The 15,565-nt window shown below is 54.8% G+C and carries 14 protein-coding genes and 1 riboswitch; of the genes, 10 read left to right on the forward strand and 4 right to left on the reverse strand.

Going from position 1 to position 15,565, the window contains the following annotated elements; translation table 11 throughout:
* Nucleotides 1–30: 30 nt before the first annotated feature.
* On the forward strand, nucleotides 31–1,074 hold the full coding sequence (locus tag CQ018_RS14570; protein ID WP_105550751.1) for a diacylglycerol kinase family protein: 1,044 nt from the start codon (nucleotides 31–33) through the stop codon (nucleotides 1,072–1,074).
* On the opposite strand, the gene pheA is transcribed toward CQ018_RS14570, so the two are convergent.
* Nucleotides 1,071–2,000: a prephenate dehydratase gene (gene pheA, locus CQ018_RS14575; protein WP_105550752.1), complete on the reverse strand. Its 930-nt coding sequence runs from the start codon at nucleotides 1,998–2,000 to the stop codon at nucleotides 1,071–1,073. The genes CQ018_RS14570 and pheA overlap by 4 nt on opposite strands.
* Nucleotides 1,997–2,323 (reverse strand): rhodanese-like domain-containing protein, encoded by a 327-nt coding sequence (locus CQ018_RS14580; RefSeq protein WP_105550753.1) that lies wholly within the window; start codon nucleotides 2,321–2,323, stop codon nucleotides 1,997–1,999. The genes pheA and CQ018_RS14580 overlap by 4 nt, the downstream gene beginning before the upstream one ends.
* A 241-nt stretch (nucleotides 2,324–2,564) precedes the next feature.
* Between CQ018_RS14580 and CQ018_RS14585 the strand changes: the two genes are divergently transcribed.
* Entirely contained in the window at nucleotides 2,565–3,950 is a 1,386-nt protein-coding gene (locus CQ018_RS14585) for an amidase (RefSeq protein WP_105550754.1), read from the forward strand.
* Nucleotides 3,951–4,001: 51 nt separating this feature from the next.
* The gene (locus tag CQ018_RS14590; protein WP_105550755.1) at nucleotides 4,002–5,459 is read left to right on the forward strand and encodes a peptide MFS transporter; all 1,458 of its coding nucleotides are present in this window, start codon (nucleotides 4,002–4,004) and stop codon (nucleotides 5,457–5,459) included.
* A 91-nt stretch (nucleotides 5,460–5,550) separates the two neighbouring features.
* Here CQ018_RS14590 and CQ018_RS20330 read toward each other — a convergent pair whose 3' ends face one another.
* The gene (locus CQ018_RS20330; protein WP_105550756.1) at nucleotides 5,551–5,820 is read right to left on the reverse strand and encodes a DUF4190 domain-containing protein; all 270 of its coding nucleotides are present in this window, start codon (nucleotides 5,818–5,820) and stop codon (nucleotides 5,551–5,553) included.
* A 372-nt stretch (nucleotides 5,821–6,192) separates the two neighbouring features.
* Between CQ018_RS20330 and CQ018_RS14600 the strand changes: the two genes are divergently transcribed.
* The 3 genes from CQ018_RS14600 to pgm are packed head-to-tail and all read left to right on the forward strand — an operon-like array spanning nucleotide 6,193 to nucleotide 9,372.
* A complete protein-coding gene (locus CQ018_RS14600) occupies nucleotides 6,193–7,365 on the forward strand; it encodes a M4 family metallopeptidase (protein WP_105550757.1) in 1,173 nt (390 codons plus the stop codon).
* Nucleotides 7,366–7,389: 24 nt separating this feature from the next.
* Nucleotides 7,390–7,722, forward strand: a complete 333-nt coding sequence (locus tag CQ018_RS19910; protein WP_146111923.1) for a hypothetical protein — start codon at nucleotides 7,390–7,392, stop codon at nucleotides 7,720–7,722.
* 12 nt (nucleotides 7,723–7,734) lie between these two features.
* Entirely contained in the window at nucleotides 7,735–9,372 is a 1,638-nt protein-coding gene (pgm, locus tag CQ018_RS14605) for a phosphoglucomutase (alpha-D-glucose-1,6-bisphosphate-dependent) (RefSeq protein ID WP_105550758.1), read from the forward strand.
* A gap of 71 nt (nucleotides 9,373–9,443) precedes the next feature.
* On the opposite strand, the gene CQ018_RS14610 is transcribed toward pgm, so the two are convergent.
* A complete protein-coding gene (locus CQ018_RS14610) occupies nucleotides 9,444–10,907 on the reverse strand; it encodes an aldehyde dehydrogenase family protein (RefSeq protein ID WP_105550759.1) in 1,464 nt (487 codons plus the stop codon).
* A gap of 122 nt (nucleotides 10,908–11,029) precedes the next feature.
* Nucleotides 11,030–11,128, forward strand: a riboswitch (TPP riboswitch).
* On the opposite strand from CQ018_RS14610, the gene thiM reads away from it, so the two are divergent.
* The 4 genes from thiM to CQ018_RS14630 all read left to right on the forward strand — a co-directional run bounded on the left by thiM (nucleotide 11,120) and on the right by CQ018_RS14630 (nucleotide 15,476).
* The gene (gene thiM / locus CQ018_RS14615) at nucleotides 11,120–11,938 is read left to right on the forward strand and encodes a hydroxyethylthiazole kinase (protein ID WP_105550760.1); all 819 of its coding nucleotides are present in this window, start codon (nucleotides 11,120–11,122) and stop codon (nucleotides 11,936–11,938) included. (Overlaps the previous riboswitch by 9 nt.)
* The gene (gene thiE, locus CQ018_RS20580; protein ID WP_105550761.1) at nucleotides 11,938–12,600 is read left to right on the forward strand and encodes a thiamine phosphate synthase; all 663 of its coding nucleotides are present in this window, start codon (nucleotides 11,938–11,940) and stop codon (nucleotides 12,598–12,600) included. The genes thiM and thiE overlap by 1 nt, the downstream gene beginning before the upstream one ends.
* Nucleotides 12,593–14,068: a bifunctional hydroxymethylpyrimidine kinase/phosphomethylpyrimidine kinase gene (gene thiD / locus CQ018_RS14625; protein WP_105550762.1), complete on the forward strand. Its 1,476-nt coding sequence runs from the start codon at nucleotides 12,593–12,595 to the stop codon at nucleotides 14,066–14,068. The genes thiE and thiD overlap by 8 nt, the downstream gene beginning before the upstream one ends.
* 94 nt (nucleotides 14,069–14,162) lie before the next feature.
* The gene (locus CQ018_RS14630) at nucleotides 14,163–15,476 is read left to right on the forward strand and encodes a uracil-xanthine permease family protein (RefSeq protein ID WP_105550763.1); all 1,314 of its coding nucleotides are present in this window, start codon (nucleotides 14,163–14,165) and stop codon (nucleotides 15,474–15,476) included.
* The last annotated feature ends 89 nt before the right edge of the window (nucleotides 15,477–15,565 follow it).

Raw genomic sequence — 15,565 nt, forward strand, 5'->3', positions numbered from 1 at the left:
CCTAGCAATCCCGGTTACGCTGAGGAGACTATGCAACGGAATCGACTAATTGCCCTAGCCACCGCGGGTGCCGCGGGAACCGCAGCGACGCTAAGTTGGCTCTCGGTTCGCCGGTTCGCCGACCGCAACCGACCCAACGCAATAGCACCCACTTTGGGGGCCGCAACTACTGCAAAAAAAGTCGCATTAGTTCTGAATCCGTCCAAGTCAGGTACCACTGAGGCGATTGCTGCTGTTGAGCACGTATGCGCCGAGGCGGGCCTTGAGGCACCACTGATTTTTGAAAGCAAAATCAACGATCCGGGACAGGGCGCAACCCGCAAGGCATTAAAAGCCGGATGTGACGTAGTAATTGCCGCTGGTGGAGATGGAACAGTGCGTGCAGTTGCAGAAGTCCTGCGCGATACCGAGGCGAGCCTCGGACTTATTCCCTTGGGTACCGGCAATCTTTTGGCTCGCAATGTCGAAGTACCGCTCGATGATATTGACTTGGCGGCATTTGGGGCCGTGCGAGGTCCTATCCGCACCATTGATACGGGTTCAATCACTTTAGATCATGTGGATGGAACACACAGCGAGCACGCCTTCTTGGTCATTGCCGGTGTAGGTACCGATGCCGATGTCATGGATGACACCAACGAAGAGCTCAAGGCCAAGGTTGGTTGGCTTGCCTACTCGGAAGCCGGGTTTAGGCATTTACCGGGTAAACGCAAGAAGATTTCCGTAGCCCTAGATGGTGGCCCGGAGCAAACCCGTAGCGTCCGCTCAGTACTTTTTGCCAATTGTGGCAAGTTGCAAGGCCTTGAGCTGGTGCCCGAGGCCCGTATTGACGACGGGGTTTTGGACATGGTGGTACTTAGCCCACGCAGCGCCGCTGGTTGGGGCTGGATTTTCTTGAAAACAGCATTCCGTGCCCGTGGCGCGATACCGGTGATGGGCTTTTACCCTTCGGCGTCACTTTCACTGCGCTGCCATGAGCCAATGAACACCCAAATTGACGGGGATGGGACGGGATTAGTGAACGGGCTTCACGTCAGCGTGAAACCCGCTTCACTAAATATCCGTTTGAGTTAGGCGGTCAGCCGGCTGCGTAGTCCGCCAACCCAGCTTTGTGCCTTGGCGAAGGCATCATCTGAGTTATGAGCATCAACTACGGATGAGAGCCCCGCCGCGGCCGGGTAAGACCCGAGGAACCGAAGGTTGGGGCACACACGGTGTAGACCGGTTAGTGCGTCGGCAACGCGTTCCTGCGCAACATGCCCATCCACGTCCACCGAGAAGAAGTAACGGCCCATGCCTTCACCCGTGGGCCGGGATTCAATCCGGTTCAGGTTCACTCCACGGACCACAAACTGTTCAAGTATCTCCATCAACGCACCGGGGCGGTCTTCGGTCAACGGCAAAATTACAGTGGTCTTGTCGATTCCCGTGGGTGCGGGAATTGGCCCCGGTCGAGTAACCAAAATGAATCTGGTCACTGCACCCTTGTAGTCTTCGATCTCTTCACGCAGGACCCTCAAACCCTGCTCTTGAGCCACCAGCGGTGAACAAATCGCCGCATCATGGCTAGATTCCCCATCAATCAAGCCCATGGCACCTGCCGCAGTCGAGGAAGTAGGTATAAATTCCGCTTGCGGAATATTCGCTTCGGCCCATCCTCGACACTGGGCCCAGGCATGCCCATGGGTTGCTACCGAACGAATCTGGTCGAGCGAATCAATGTTGTTGCGTACCGCAAGAACAAAAGTGATAGTCACCAGGGCTTCGCTAATGATCTGTAGCGCCTCCCCTTTAGCAATTGCATCAAGAGTTGTTGAGACACCACCTTCCACCGAGTTTTCGATGGGAACCATTGCCGCATCAGCGGTGCCCTGACGAACTTTTTCGAGTGCTGCATTGACGTTTGCCGCGGGAACACGTTCGGAACCGCGTGCGTCTGGTACTTGTAGCAGGGCGGCTTCGGTGAACGTTCCGGCCGGGCCCAAATAGGTGTAAATCATCGAACGTTTGGCTCCTGATCATTTTCGCTGCTCAGCGGCAGCTTCGCTTCAAGCCATGCGCCTGACCCACCGGCAATATTGAAAGCGCTGTATCCCTGAGCCACCAGCCATGCCGCGGCTTGTGCCGAGCGGCCGCCGGTGCGGCAAATAACGTAGGTGTCTACATCCGGATCAAGTTCTTCGAAACGTATGGGCAATTCGGCCAACGGAATATGCACCGCACCCGTTACATGCCCCTCAATCCATTCGTAATCTTCACGAACATCAAGAACGAGCGCTCCGGCGGGCACCTGTTCTACTGAAACTGTTTCAAAATCGCTCATGGTTCTCCTTGCTCAAGCAGCTTTGGTTCTTCTGCATTCCAGACTATCGCCCCGAGACTTGGCCTCATGGTTTTTGCGTCGATACTAAGAAATATCAGCTTCCCGCAACAAGATAAGTGAATCGCCAAGATCTAAGAGATGACCCTGGACACCACCCGTACTAGGGTCAATAGAAACGATCCTTGTGCGTTCAACGCGCCGAGGCTCCGGCCAAATGCTGCAAATAACTAAGGAAACCACCATGAGTGAAATTTCTGGACTCTCGGCGCTTGAACTCCGTGACGCGTTGAGTTCCGGCAATCTCTCCGCACACGAGGTTACTTCGCATTTTCTCAATAAAATTGAAGCCCTTAATCCTGTTCTAGGTTCGTTCATCACTGTCACAGCCGAGAGCGCCTTAGAATCTGCAGTCGACGCGGATAAAAAATTCGCGGCAGCGCAAACACCGCTTCCGGCGTTGCATGGAATGCCACTAGCGTTCAAAGACCTCTTAGACGTTGCCGGGGTTCCCACAACGTATGGCACGGCGGCCCTGCCAGCAATGATTGCCGCAACCGATAACCCCTTGGTCTCCACGATTAGGCGCGCGGGTGCAATTTCGCTAGGTAAAACCCAAGTCCCAGAGTTTGGCTTGAGCTGCCATTCCGAAAATGATGTTGCCCCAGCTGCCCGAAACCCGCTAAATCCGGCGTTGTCTGCCGGTGGTTCAAGCGGCGGCGAAGCTGCCGCTATTGCCGCTGGCATGTTGCCGTTCGGTCCGGGCAATGATGGGGGTGGTTCCGTTCGCATTCCGGCATCTGCTTGTGGGCTGATCGGTCTAAAGCCGGGTCTTGGCACTGTACCAAGCGATGTGTTGGACGGAACGGTTGACTCATTTGGGGCTCCACGCCTCACCGTCTCGGGCCCGTTGGCTCATAATGCGCTGGATGCGGCACTATTAATGGATGCCATGGTGGATCCCACCCGCAGTACATACCTTGAGACGTTGCGTTCCGGCGGTATCGATTCATTGCGTGGATTACGTATTGGCGTCAGCACGGCAAGCCCCTTTGAATCTGCCTATTCCATCGTCCTGGCACCCGAATCACATAGTGCGCTTTCAAACGCTATCAAGCTGCTGAATGATCGATCGCATCACCTCGAAGAGGCAGAATTTTTCTACGACCTTCAATACCCAGAGGCCTTCTCCACGGTGTGGACCTCTGGCTTGGCCTCCGCGCCATTGCCGGCGGGTAGCGAAACGAAACTTGGGACCTTGGCTCGCTCATTCCGCGAACGCGCTACAACTCGTGCGGCCCAAGTTTCCCTGGAGGCAGCAGCAAAACTCACCGAGATTGCAGCTGATTTCCGTACTCAGTGGGGTCGCTATGATGTTGTTTTGACCCCCGCGATGGCTCACACTCCCCCGGAGATTGGTTTCTACACTTCTCAAGATGCAGACATCGATTACATGCGCCAATGCCAGTACACGCCGTTTACCTCCATGGTGAACGTCTCGGGACTTCCGGCCATTACGGTTCCAACGCTCCGAACCAAGGACGGGCTATCGATGGGTGTGCAGATTATCGGTCGTGCGGGGTCAGAAATTCAGCTTTTGGCGCTCGCGGCGCAGCTTACCGGAGTGTGAGATTGATCAACAAAGTGGGCATGACGCCGGTTACAGGCGAAAAATTGAACCATGTCTACAACCACCCTGCCTAAGGATCAGTCCCAGACTGGTTTCTTCGGTCACCCCCGCACGCTGTCGAACCTCTTCAGCATTGAGATGTGGGAACGCTTCTCCTTTTACGGTATGCAAGCGATCCTCGCGTACTACATGTACTTCTCCGTTTCCGAGGGCGGCCTCGGTCTCCCCAAGGAACTTGCCCTTTCACTTGTAGGTGCATACGGCGGCGCCGTCTACCTGAGCACCATTCTTGGTGCGTGGCTCGCGGACCGCGTTCTGGGTTCAGAAAAGGTCTTGCTGTACTCGGCATTCCTGATCATGGCAGGTCACCTAGGCCTTGCACTGATTCCGGGCTTCGTGGGCCTAGCGATTGGCCTGATCCTCGTAGCCATTGGTTCGGGTGGGCTAAAGGCCAATGCCACGGCGCTTGTCGGCTCCTTGTACTCCAAGGAAGACACACGTCGCGACGCCGGATTCTCCATCTTCTACATGGGTGTAAACATCGGTGGTTTCCTCGGCCCGATCCTCACCGGCTTCCTCCACAAGTCGTGGGGCTTCCACGTGGGCTTCGCCGCAGCAGCAATTGGTATGGCACTTGGCGTTGGCATCTACATGATGGGCCGCAAGAACCTTCCCGCGTCGGTTCACGAGGTCATCAACCCGCTTCCTGCCAACGAACGCAAGAAGTACTTTTTGATCGGGCTTGTCTCGGTTGCTGTGATCGTTGCGCTCTTCGCCTTGAAGATCGTCAAGGTTGAAACCCTTGCAATGACCATCGCCTACGCGGTAATTATTGCTTCAATCGTGTACTTCACCATCATGCTGCGCTCCAAGCGCATCACCAGCACCGAACGCAAGCAGGTAACCGCGTTCATCCCGCTATACATCGCCTCGGCAGCATTCTGGGCACTGTTCCAACAGCAGTTCACATTCATTGCCGTGTACTCCGAGGAACGTCTTGACCGTCACTTATTTGGCTGGGAAATTCCTGCCTCCTGGGTACAGTCAATCAACCCGGTATTTATCATCATTCTTGCCGGTGTCTTTGCAGCAATGTGGACCAAGCTGGGTACCCGCCAGCCGGGCACCATTGCCAAGTTCTCGGCTTCACTGGTGATCGTGGGCATCGCATTCTTGGTCTTCATCCCGCTCGAATCACTGGATCAGACGCCGTTGTTGGCTCTGGTCGGCATCCTATTCTTGTGCACCGTTGCAGAACTGCTGCTCAGCCCCATTGGCCAGTCGGTAACCACCAAGCTGGCTCCAGCGCTCTTCGGAACACAGATGATTGCATTGTTCTTCCTCTCGGTATCCTTGGGCACCACCCTTGCCGGTGTGCTTGCAGGGTTCTACACGGAAGGTAATGAGATTACCTACTTCTTGGCCCTTGGCGGTACAGCCATTATCTTGGGTCTGGCATTGGCACTTAGCGCACGACCTCTGAAAAAGCTCATGGGTGAGGTTCGCTAAAAAATCTGATCAGCACCATTGAAATGGGGTCGACTCGCTGTGCGAGTCGACCCCATTTCAATGGTTTCAGTAAGAATTTTTCACCTTACGGCTACCAGCCATAAGTGCTTCCCACATTGGCTACGGCAATGAGTCCAATGACCATCAAAATGCCGAGTCCCAGACATATGTAGCCCATAATCAGACCGGAGATTGCAAAGCCACGACGGGTCTTTTCCCTGCTTAGGGAAATATGTCCACACACGATGGCGCCCAGTTGCGGCAGGAGAAAAGCCCCGAAAGTCACCACCGAAATGATGCCCAGCACCATGGAAATAATTCCAAGAACATTTGATGCTTCCATGGCTGCAGGCTGATACATGGGTTGTGGGTAATTTTCTTGCGGATACTGCTGCTGTTGGTATTGATTTGGGAATTTAGGCTGGTTTAGATAAGGGTTTTGCGGCTGGCCGGGAGGTGCATATAGCGGCTGATCCGCATACGGATTACTGCCTTGCTGCCCGCTTGGTGGGGATTCAACCCGCGGGTTCTGCGACCACCGAGGATCGGAAGGGTCGCTAAACGACGGTTCCTGCCCATTCTGGCCTTGACGGTCTTTTGGATCCTGCATGTTTTCTCCCAACACCAACCCCCGAACGGCTATCGTCCAGCGAATTTATCTACAAGTTTAGCCAACTTAGTCTTTCAGCACCCTCACAACCGATGCTCAGGATTCGGTGCAAAAGTTAGCTTCATGGGTATCGCAACAAACAACGCAACCTCTGACCACCACCCGCAACACCGCGCGGTGCCGCCATATCTGTTAGCTTCAATGGCAGCCAGCGACGGCGAATGGGATGCGCCCAAGGGAATGCGCGATTTCATTGCCCGCAGACCCGCAGACCTCGAGAAACAAAGCTCCGAAGCACAGCGTCGCTCCCGGATTGCCACGAGCGCTCGGCAAACCCTGCTTCTGGATCAGGCACTGCGCAATGAACGCCTACACGGACAGCATCCAAAACTCAGCGCCATGCTCGATGAATCGGGCAAACTACACAGAAAAATCAGCGACGCTCAGGGTGGAGAGATTACTCCCGGATTACTTGTTCGTTCCGAGGCTCAAGCCCCCCGTGATGATCTCGATGTGAATCGAGCCTACGACGGACTGGGAATCGTTTATGAATTCCTTGCAGATCTTTTCAAACGCTCAAGCCTTGACGGAGCCGGCATGGGATTGCTTGGAACCGTTCATTATGGCCAAAACTATGACAATGCGTTTTGGGATGGAACGCAGATGGTCATGGGCGATGGAGATGGGGAAATCTTCAACTCCTTTACCTCCTCATTGAGCGTTATTGCCCACGAGCTAGGCCATGGGCTACTGCAATACACCACCAACCTCGAGTATCACGGGCAGTCCGGGGCACTGAATGAATCAATCGCCGATGTTTTCGGCGTCTTGGTCGAACAATTCGCTACAAAAGACGATGCTTCCAGTGCCAGCTGGCTCATTGGACAAGGGCTTTTCACCCCGGCCGTTCACGGCTCGGGCCTACGTTCCATGGCGGCACCCGGAACCGCCTACGATGACCCAATTTTGGGTCGTGACCCACAACCAATGCACATGAACGATTACGTGCATACAACTGAAGATTCGGCCGGAGTACACCTAAACTCCGGGATCCCCAATCATGCCTTCTATCTTTTCGCCATGGCATTGGGTGGAAACGCGTGGGAACGTGCTGGCTCGATATGGTTCAACACGATTGCCACAAGATCTCTACCCATCGATGCAAGCTTTGCGCTCTTTGCCGGGCAAACCTTGTTGCAGGCACGCCGAGAGTTTGGTGAAAATTCCCCGGAAGCCGGTGCGCTAAGTGCTGCGTGGTCAAAGGTTGGTATTGACCCGCACTTCTCCAATGAGTAGTCGGCAGGCAAGTGAAGAAATCCAATGAGTGAAGTTTTAGTAGTGCAGATTCGTCGGAGTGGTGGTGTCACCGGAATATCAAGAACAGGGAAGCTTGTCCTTCCACTCGTGGGAAGATCTGTTCCAGATGACCGGTGGTCTCACCTTGCGGTTGCTGCGCGTGAACAACTTCGCGCAGCGCCCCAAACGCCTGCGGGATCGTTAATCCGCGATGCCTTTACTTGGATCTTGAGCTTCAATGAAGAAACCTACTTGGTGACCGATTCCCAGCTCACAGGAGCCGCCAAAAATCTTGCCGAGCACGTGCTAAAAATATCAATCACAGAGCATCCCGATCCGAGATTTGGTGATCAATGAGATTATTGGAGCATGTCTCATCCTCGCGCCGGCACTACGGCTACACCAGCTGACCTCATTGATCTCTCCGCGGTCCGTGACGCATATTTCACTCTGCGCCCTGACGTTTTCGACCCGGCGCAGAAGGTTTCCTTCGGAACCTCAGGGCACCGCGGTTCCTCGCTGACCGGTTCCTTCAATGAGAATCACATTGCAGCAATTACCCAGGCAATCGTCGAGTACAGGGCCGGCGAAAACATCACAGGTCCGATTTACGTCGGTAAGGACACCCACGCTCTTTCGGATCCGGCCCAGGACACGGTCCTTGAGGTTCTGGCTGGAAACGACGTCAGCATCCTCGCCGATGCACGCAACGGTTGGACCCCCACCCCGGCACTGAGCCATGCAATTCTCATGCACAATGCCGACCCTGCCGCGGCTCGCGCCGATGGGATCATCATTACCCCCTCGCACAATCCACCGGCCGATGGTGGCCTAAAATACAACCCGCCCCACGGCGGGCCCGCCGATACCGACGCAACATCATGGATCGCCAACCGTGCCAACGAACTCTTGGCTAACGATCTTCGCGGGGTCAAGCGTACGTCCCTGAGCGCCGCACGCTTGGGTGGAAAAATCGGTGCATTCGATTTCATGGCTTCCTACGTTAACGATCTTCCCGCGGTATTAAACCTTGATGCAATCCGTGAGGCCGGAATCCGGATTGGGGCCGATCCCATGGGTGGCGCCTCAGTTGATTATTGGGGTGCCATTGCCGAAACCCACAAGCTGGATCTCACGGTGGTCAACCCGGAAGTTGATCCGCGTTTCGCGTTTATGTCCCTAGACACCGACGGCAAGATCCGCATGGACTGTTCCTCGCCTGCGGCGATGGCTTCGCTGATTGCCCAACGGGATCGTTTTGATATTGCCACGGGCAATGATGCAGATGCAGACCGTCACGGAATCGTCACCCCGGATGCCGGGCTCATGAATCCCAACCACTTCCTGGCCGTCGCAATTGAGTATCTCTACGCGAACCGCACCGGTTGGGCAGCAGATTCCTCAATTGGTAAGACTCTTGTTTCTTCTTCAATGATCGACAGGGTGGCCACGAACCTTGGCCGTAACCTGGTTGAGGTTCCGGTGGGCTTCAAGTGGTTTGTCCCGGGACTCTTGGATGGTTCCGGTGCCTTCGGTGGCGAAGAATCCGCAGGGGCTTCCTTCCTGCGCCACAATGGCAAGGTTTGGACCACCGATAAGGACGGGATCATCATGGGTTTGCTGGCCAGCGAAATCACTGCTGTCACCGGTTCCACCCCATCAAAGCACTACTCACGTCTCACAGAAGAACACGGTGCCCCTAGCTACGCACGCATCGATGCACCGGCCAACCGTGAGCAGAAAGCCAAACTTGGTAGTCTCTCGGCATCCGATGTATCGGCACATGATCTCGCTGGTGAGAAAATCACAGCACGGCTGACCGAGGCACCGGGCAACGGAGCCAAGATTGGTGGGCTCAAGGTCACCACAGAAAACGCTTGGTTTGCCGCCCGACCATCGGGCACCGAAGATGTTTACAAGATTTATGCCGAATCGTTCAAGGGCGCCCAGCATCTGGCTTTGGTTCAGGCAGAAGCCAAAAAAATCGTTGACTCGGTCCTTGGATAAAACCACAAAAGAGGCGGTGACCTGCGAGAAATCAAAGATTTCTCGCAGGTCACCGCCTCTTTACGCTCGTATTAGAGAAGCTTGTCGATAATCTTGCTCTTGGCCCACGTATAGGGCGGGTAAATGGCCTTGAGCGTGTCTACTACAGCAGTTTTGACCATGACCGAACGCATCTGAGAAAGTCGTTCAAATCCGTGGCGTCCGTGGTAGGAGCCCATCCCGGAAGCACCTATTCCACCGAAGGGCAACCCCGGGACCGCAAGGTGAAGGTTCGGGGCGTTATGGACTATTGCTCCGGCACGCACCTGGTCACCAAAAGATGATTGCAGCCGAGGGTTTTCGCTAAAGAGATATGCGGCCAATGGGTTGGGTCTTGAATTGATGAAACGTACTGCTGCATCGAAGCTATCAACGCTCATGATCGGCAGGATCGGCCCGAAGATTTCTTCTTGCATCAATGGCGAGCGCGGATCAACGTTGATCATGACTGTTGGTTCAATTTTGAGTGTCGCCTCGTCATATCCGCCACCAATGATGATTTCGCCTTGGTCAAGGTAGGAAACCAACCGATCAAAATGAGCCCTGTTGACAATGCGCCCGTAGTCCTTGGAATGTATGGGAGATTTTCCGTAAAACGCTGTAATTGCCTTAGCCAGCTGCTTCTCTAACGCCTCGGCAGCATTCCCAACGGCAAGCACATAGTCCGGAGCCACACAGGTTTGGCCAGCGTTCATGAACTTTCCGTACACCAAACGTCTGGCAACCGCGGCATGAGTTCCATCCATCACCACAGCCGGGGACTTACCCCCGAGTTCAAGGGTGACAGGCGTGAGCTGTTCGGCAGCGGCACGGGCAACAATTCTTCCGACCTTCTCACCACCCGTATAAAATATGTGGTCAAACGGCTGTTCTAGGAGGGTCTTGCTGGTGTTAGCACCACCTTGAATAACCGCGTAGGCTCGCTGGTCAAGGAATTGTGGAATGAGCCTACCGAGAGCAATTGAGGTTGCAGGTGCCAATTCAGAAGGTTTAAGTACCGCAACATTCCCCGCAGCAATTGCCGCAACCAGGGGCGCAAGAATCAGCTGTAGCGGATAATTCCAGGGTCCAATGATCAAGACAACGCCCAGTGGCTGGGGTTCAATCTTTGCCGCGGCCGGATGAAATGCGAGCGGGACTTTTACTGGCTTGGATTCCATCCATTCTGAAAGATGCAATTGCGCATGATCGATCTCGGAACGAACCATATCGATTTCCGTAAGTTTCGCTTCAACCGAGCTCTTACCAAGGTCATCTGCTAGGGCATCAAGGAATTCTTGCTGGTGCGCATCAAGCATTCGTTCAAGGGCCTTGAGTTGTGAGGCCCTGAAACGCCTGGGGTGCGCCAGTCTCGTCGCAACAACATCATGCATTGCCTCGACCGTGTCAATAATCTTCTCTGCCGACGGTGCAACCACTCGAGGTAGCTCGAGCTCATTCAGCGCCATACTCTCGGAAGCCGCGACCTGATCACCAGCGGAAACAAAAATACCCATACCCCGAGCCTACGGCTCGCTGCTGTGCGCTAACAGGGTGGCGCGCCACAAAACAGTTCAATGACCTCTACGAGTTACGAAATGTTGTTGCGATCCGTACCCATCTTCAAGGTAGGCTCACATCTAGCGGCACGGGGTGTTGGCAAATTATGCCAACTGAGATTAGACCCGTCGCACCTGATCTAGTTCGTACTAGCGGAGGGATGTTGCTAATGGTTTCCATTGCACCTTCATTTGTCATAAATACCAGTGAGTTAGCCAATTGCCTCGCACGATTGCGCGCTTCAACTCCCCTGATCCAATGCCTAACCAATACCGTTGTCACAAACTTCACCGCAAATGTTTTGCTTGCCGCCGGGGCTTCCCCTGCCATGGCAGATCTACCGGGAGAAGCCGGTGATTTCGCCACTATTGCTTCGGGAACCCTCATTAATCTTGGGACTCCCTATGCCGAACAACGCAATGGTTTCTTAGAGGCGGTAGCAGCCGCCAATAGTTCCCGGACCCCTTGGGTTTTGGATCCCGTTGCCATCGGTTCTTTAAAGATTCGAACCGAATTGGCATTTGAGCTCCGCAGCTTGGACCCCACGGTGATTCGTGGCAATGCCTCGGAAATCATGGTTCTTGCCGATTCGGGGTCCGGTGGTCGCGGAGTTGATTCCACGGATACCGTCACAGTCGCTGCCCAGCACGCTAGGGATTTGGCGTTGCGTAGCGGTGCCGTTGTGGCGGTATCCGGTCAGGAAGATCTGATCACCGATGGAACTCGCAACGTTTTGGTCCACGGAGGCAGCGACATGCTGACTCGGGTGACAGGAGGCGGATGCGCCTTAGGGGCCATGGTTGCAGCATTCCTCAGTGTTCACGATGACCCACTTGTGGCAACCGTTGCTGCCCATGCATTCTATTCTGCGGCCGCCGAACGTGCGGTGCTCATCAGCGACGGCCCTGGTTCCTTTGCAATGAATTTCATTGATTCCCTCCACCTAGTGCAGCCCCAAGAGCTCAAAGACAAGGCGGTACTTTCCTAATGCGAGACCTCAGTATTTATTTGGTAGCGGATTCCTCATCAACAATGGGCCGCCCGCTGGAGGAAGTCATTGCTACGGCAGTTGCGGGCGGGGTGCAGATGATTCAGCTGCGTTGCAAAGATATGCCAGCCGGAGAATTTGTTGAAGTTGTGCAAAAATCCGCTGTTTATACGGCGGGATCCGCCGATCTTGTGATCAATGATCGGGTAGATGTTTATCTTGCTGCGCGCGCCGCCGGGGCAAGCGTGCAAGGTGTGCACATTGGCCAGTCCGATATCCCTGCCAACTTGGTACGTGAATTGATCGGTCCGGATGCGATTCTTGGCCTGAGTGCCTCAAGTGATGCAGAAATTTTGGCGGCAAACGCGCTAAATGATGCGGTCCCGGGAACCATCGATTATTTGGGAGTGGGCGCCGTTCATGCGACTCCCACCAAGAAAGACCATCCCAAGCCCTTGGGATACCGGGGATTGGCACACGCGGTAAGCCTCAGTTCGATGCCGTGCGTAGCGATTGGCGGCATTGACCTGAAAGATGTTTCTCAGGTATTCAATTCGGGTGCCGCGGGCATGGCTGTGGTTCGTGCCATCTGCGCCGCCGAAGACCCCCAAGCAGCAAGTCTAGAGCTGCGTGCAGCCTGGGAAGGCGAAAATAATGACTAACTCCATCAAAAACATTCTCTCCATCGCAGGCTCGGATCCATCGGGCGGTGCAGGAATCCAGGCCGATCTAAAATCCATTGCGGCCTGCGGCGGCTACGGAATGGCGGTGATTAGCGCATTGACCGCCCAGAATACTCGTGGGGTACGTGCAGTACATGTGCCGCCTCCGGCATTCTTGGCAGAACAGCTTTCGGCAGTATCCGAAGACATTGAAATCGACGCAATAAAAATCGGCATGCTCGCCAACGCCGAAATCATTACCGAGCTCACCACCTGGCTTGCCGGAATCCGCGCGACAGCTGTTATCCCCGTGGTTCTAGATCCGGTCATGATAGCCACCAGCGGAGACCGTTTGCTGGATCATGCTGGTGAAAATGCGTTGCTGAAACTCATGGAGTTTACAGATGTGCTCACCCCAAACATTCCGGAGCTTGCGGTGCTTGCCCGCACCGAAGTAGCAACCAGCTGGGAAGAAGTCATTGTTCAGGCACGTCATGTTGCCAGCACCCACTCGGTGTTGGTGCTGGCCAAGGGCGGTCACCTTGATGGACCGCAATGTCCCGATGCGCTAATCGACGCGACTGGGATTCTTCATGGGGTTTCTGCACCACGCTTGGCAACCAGGAACACGCACGGAACTGGTTGTTCGTTCTCTTCCGCGCTCGCCACATTTTATGCGCGCACCGGTGATTGGGTACAAGCCCTTGATAGCGCCAAGGACTGGCTGAATACCGCAATTAGCGGGGCTGATCAGCTGCGGGTTGGAAGTGGGCATGGCCCGATCCATCATTTTGGTGTGCTCTGGTCTCACACTGCAGCACGTTCCGCGGATTCGATGGGCGCTTGGTGGGATTCAATTGCCTCGACCCGTGAGGAGATTGACGGGCTTGGATTCATTCGAGGATTGAAGGATGGATCCCTGAACCGCGATGATTTTGAGGATTATTTGGGACAAGACGCCCTGTACCTGCGAACATACGCACGGGTCATGTCTCGCGCCTCGGAGCTTGCACCAACCACCAGCGAGCAGCGCTTCTGGGCTGCAAGTGCCAGTGGCTGCCTTGAAGAGGAGCTGGAACTTCATCGCGGCCGGCTCGAAGAATGGGTTCCAGAACCCAGCAATACCACCACCGCCTACCTGAACCACCTGGTATCGCACTCCGATGACTACCCGGTACTAGTAGCAGCTTTGCTGCCCTGTTTCTGGATCTATCAGGACGTAGGAACCCGATTGGCCGCAGCAAACTATCGGGGACACCCTTATGGAGACTGGTTGGAAACCTATTCTTCACCAGAATTCGACAAGTCAACGATCCAAGCCATTGAAACCACCCGTTTACTGTTCGACGCTGCACATGAAACAACTCGGGCGAAGATGTTCAAGGCCTTCGAAACCTCAAGCTTGCACGAATTGTATTTCTTTGCTCAAACTGCCTCCGATGACCAAAGTGTTGTTCACTCCGGCTAACGCGTAAAATGCCAAACGGGTTTCTGTACATTTTGTTCCACGTGAAACCCGTTTGGCAGCACGCTCCCCTCCCTCTCGCGCCCGGAAGGCATTCATGAGAAACCGCTTCGGTATTGGCTGGACATTACACGGCAATGGTAAGACCATCACCCCAGGGACAGCGGTGGCACCGGACGAACGGCTTGCCTGGCCGCAAACCATCGGAGTTGGTGTTCAACATGTAATGGCAATGTTTGGTGCCACGGTGTTGGTTCCAACGCTTACCGGTTTCCCGGTCACCACAACACTGCTGTTTACCGGCCTAGGTACACTCCTGTTCCTCTTGATCACCGCGGGCCGGGTGCCTTCCTACCTGGGCTCATCATTTGCCTTTATCGCCCCGGTCACCGGTGCCATGGCCACCCATGGAATGGGTGGCGCGCTGGGCGGCATCGTCATGGCCGGTGTCGCACTATTTATCGTCGGACTGATCGTACAAAAGGCCGGGACAAACTGGATCCATGCATTAATGCCACCGGTGGTCATGGGCACCATCGTCGCGTTGATCGGGCTCAACCTGGCGACAACAACAACCGATAAAATCACAACCGTTCCACTGACAACCTTTGCCACGGTCCTAGCCATCGTGCTGACCACGGTGCTCTTCCGTGGCATGCTCGGACGCCTATCCATCTTGCTGGGCATCATCGTTGGTTATCTGGTGGCCTGGGCCCAAGGCCAGGTCGACTTCTCCAAGATTGCCGATGCGCCTTGGATTGGCCTGCCAGATTTCTCCGCACCCACATTCCACTTAGATACCCTCATCTTGTTCCTACCCGTGGTCTTCGTCCTGATCGCCGAAAACGTTGGGCACGTAAAAACAGTTGCACTGATGACAAATCGGGAACTTGATGATGTCAATGGGCGAGCCCTGATGGCGGACGGCGCAGCAACAGTCATCGCCGGCTTTGGTGGGGGATCCGGAACCACTACCTACGCCGAAAACATTGGTGTGATGGCTTCCTCACGCGTGTACTCAACAGCTGCATATTGGATCGCTGGGTTTGTTGCCATCGCCTTGGCCTTCTTCCCCAAATTTGGTGTGCTGATCAATACAATTCCAGCGGGTGTTGCAGGTGGTGCCGGAATCGTACTCTATGGCATGATCGCGATCGTTGGCGCTCGCCTATGGGTGCAAAATAAGGTAGATTTTTCCAACCCAATCAACCTTATGACAGCAGGTTCCGGTCTGATCATTGCCATTGCGCTTTATGGTGATAACGCACTAAATCTTGGGAATATGAGCTTTGGTGGTATCGCCTTGGGCACCGCAGCCACGCTCGTGATCTACCACCTGATGTGCAGCATTGCACGTGTGCGCGGGACCGAACCCACCCAAAGCGAAGAGCTTGACGGGGCAACCCACTAGAAAAGCCATTTAGCTACAAATTTTGTTCCACCTCACCGTGGCCGCTCGTTAACTCTGAAATGCGGAGCGCACCTGCGGCCACGGTTTTT

It is taken from the genome of Arthrobacter sp. MYb227, from assembly GCF_002975435.1.
Taxonomy (GTDB): domain Bacteria; phylum Actinomycetota; class Actinomycetes; order Actinomycetales; family Micrococcaceae; genus Paeniglutamicibacter.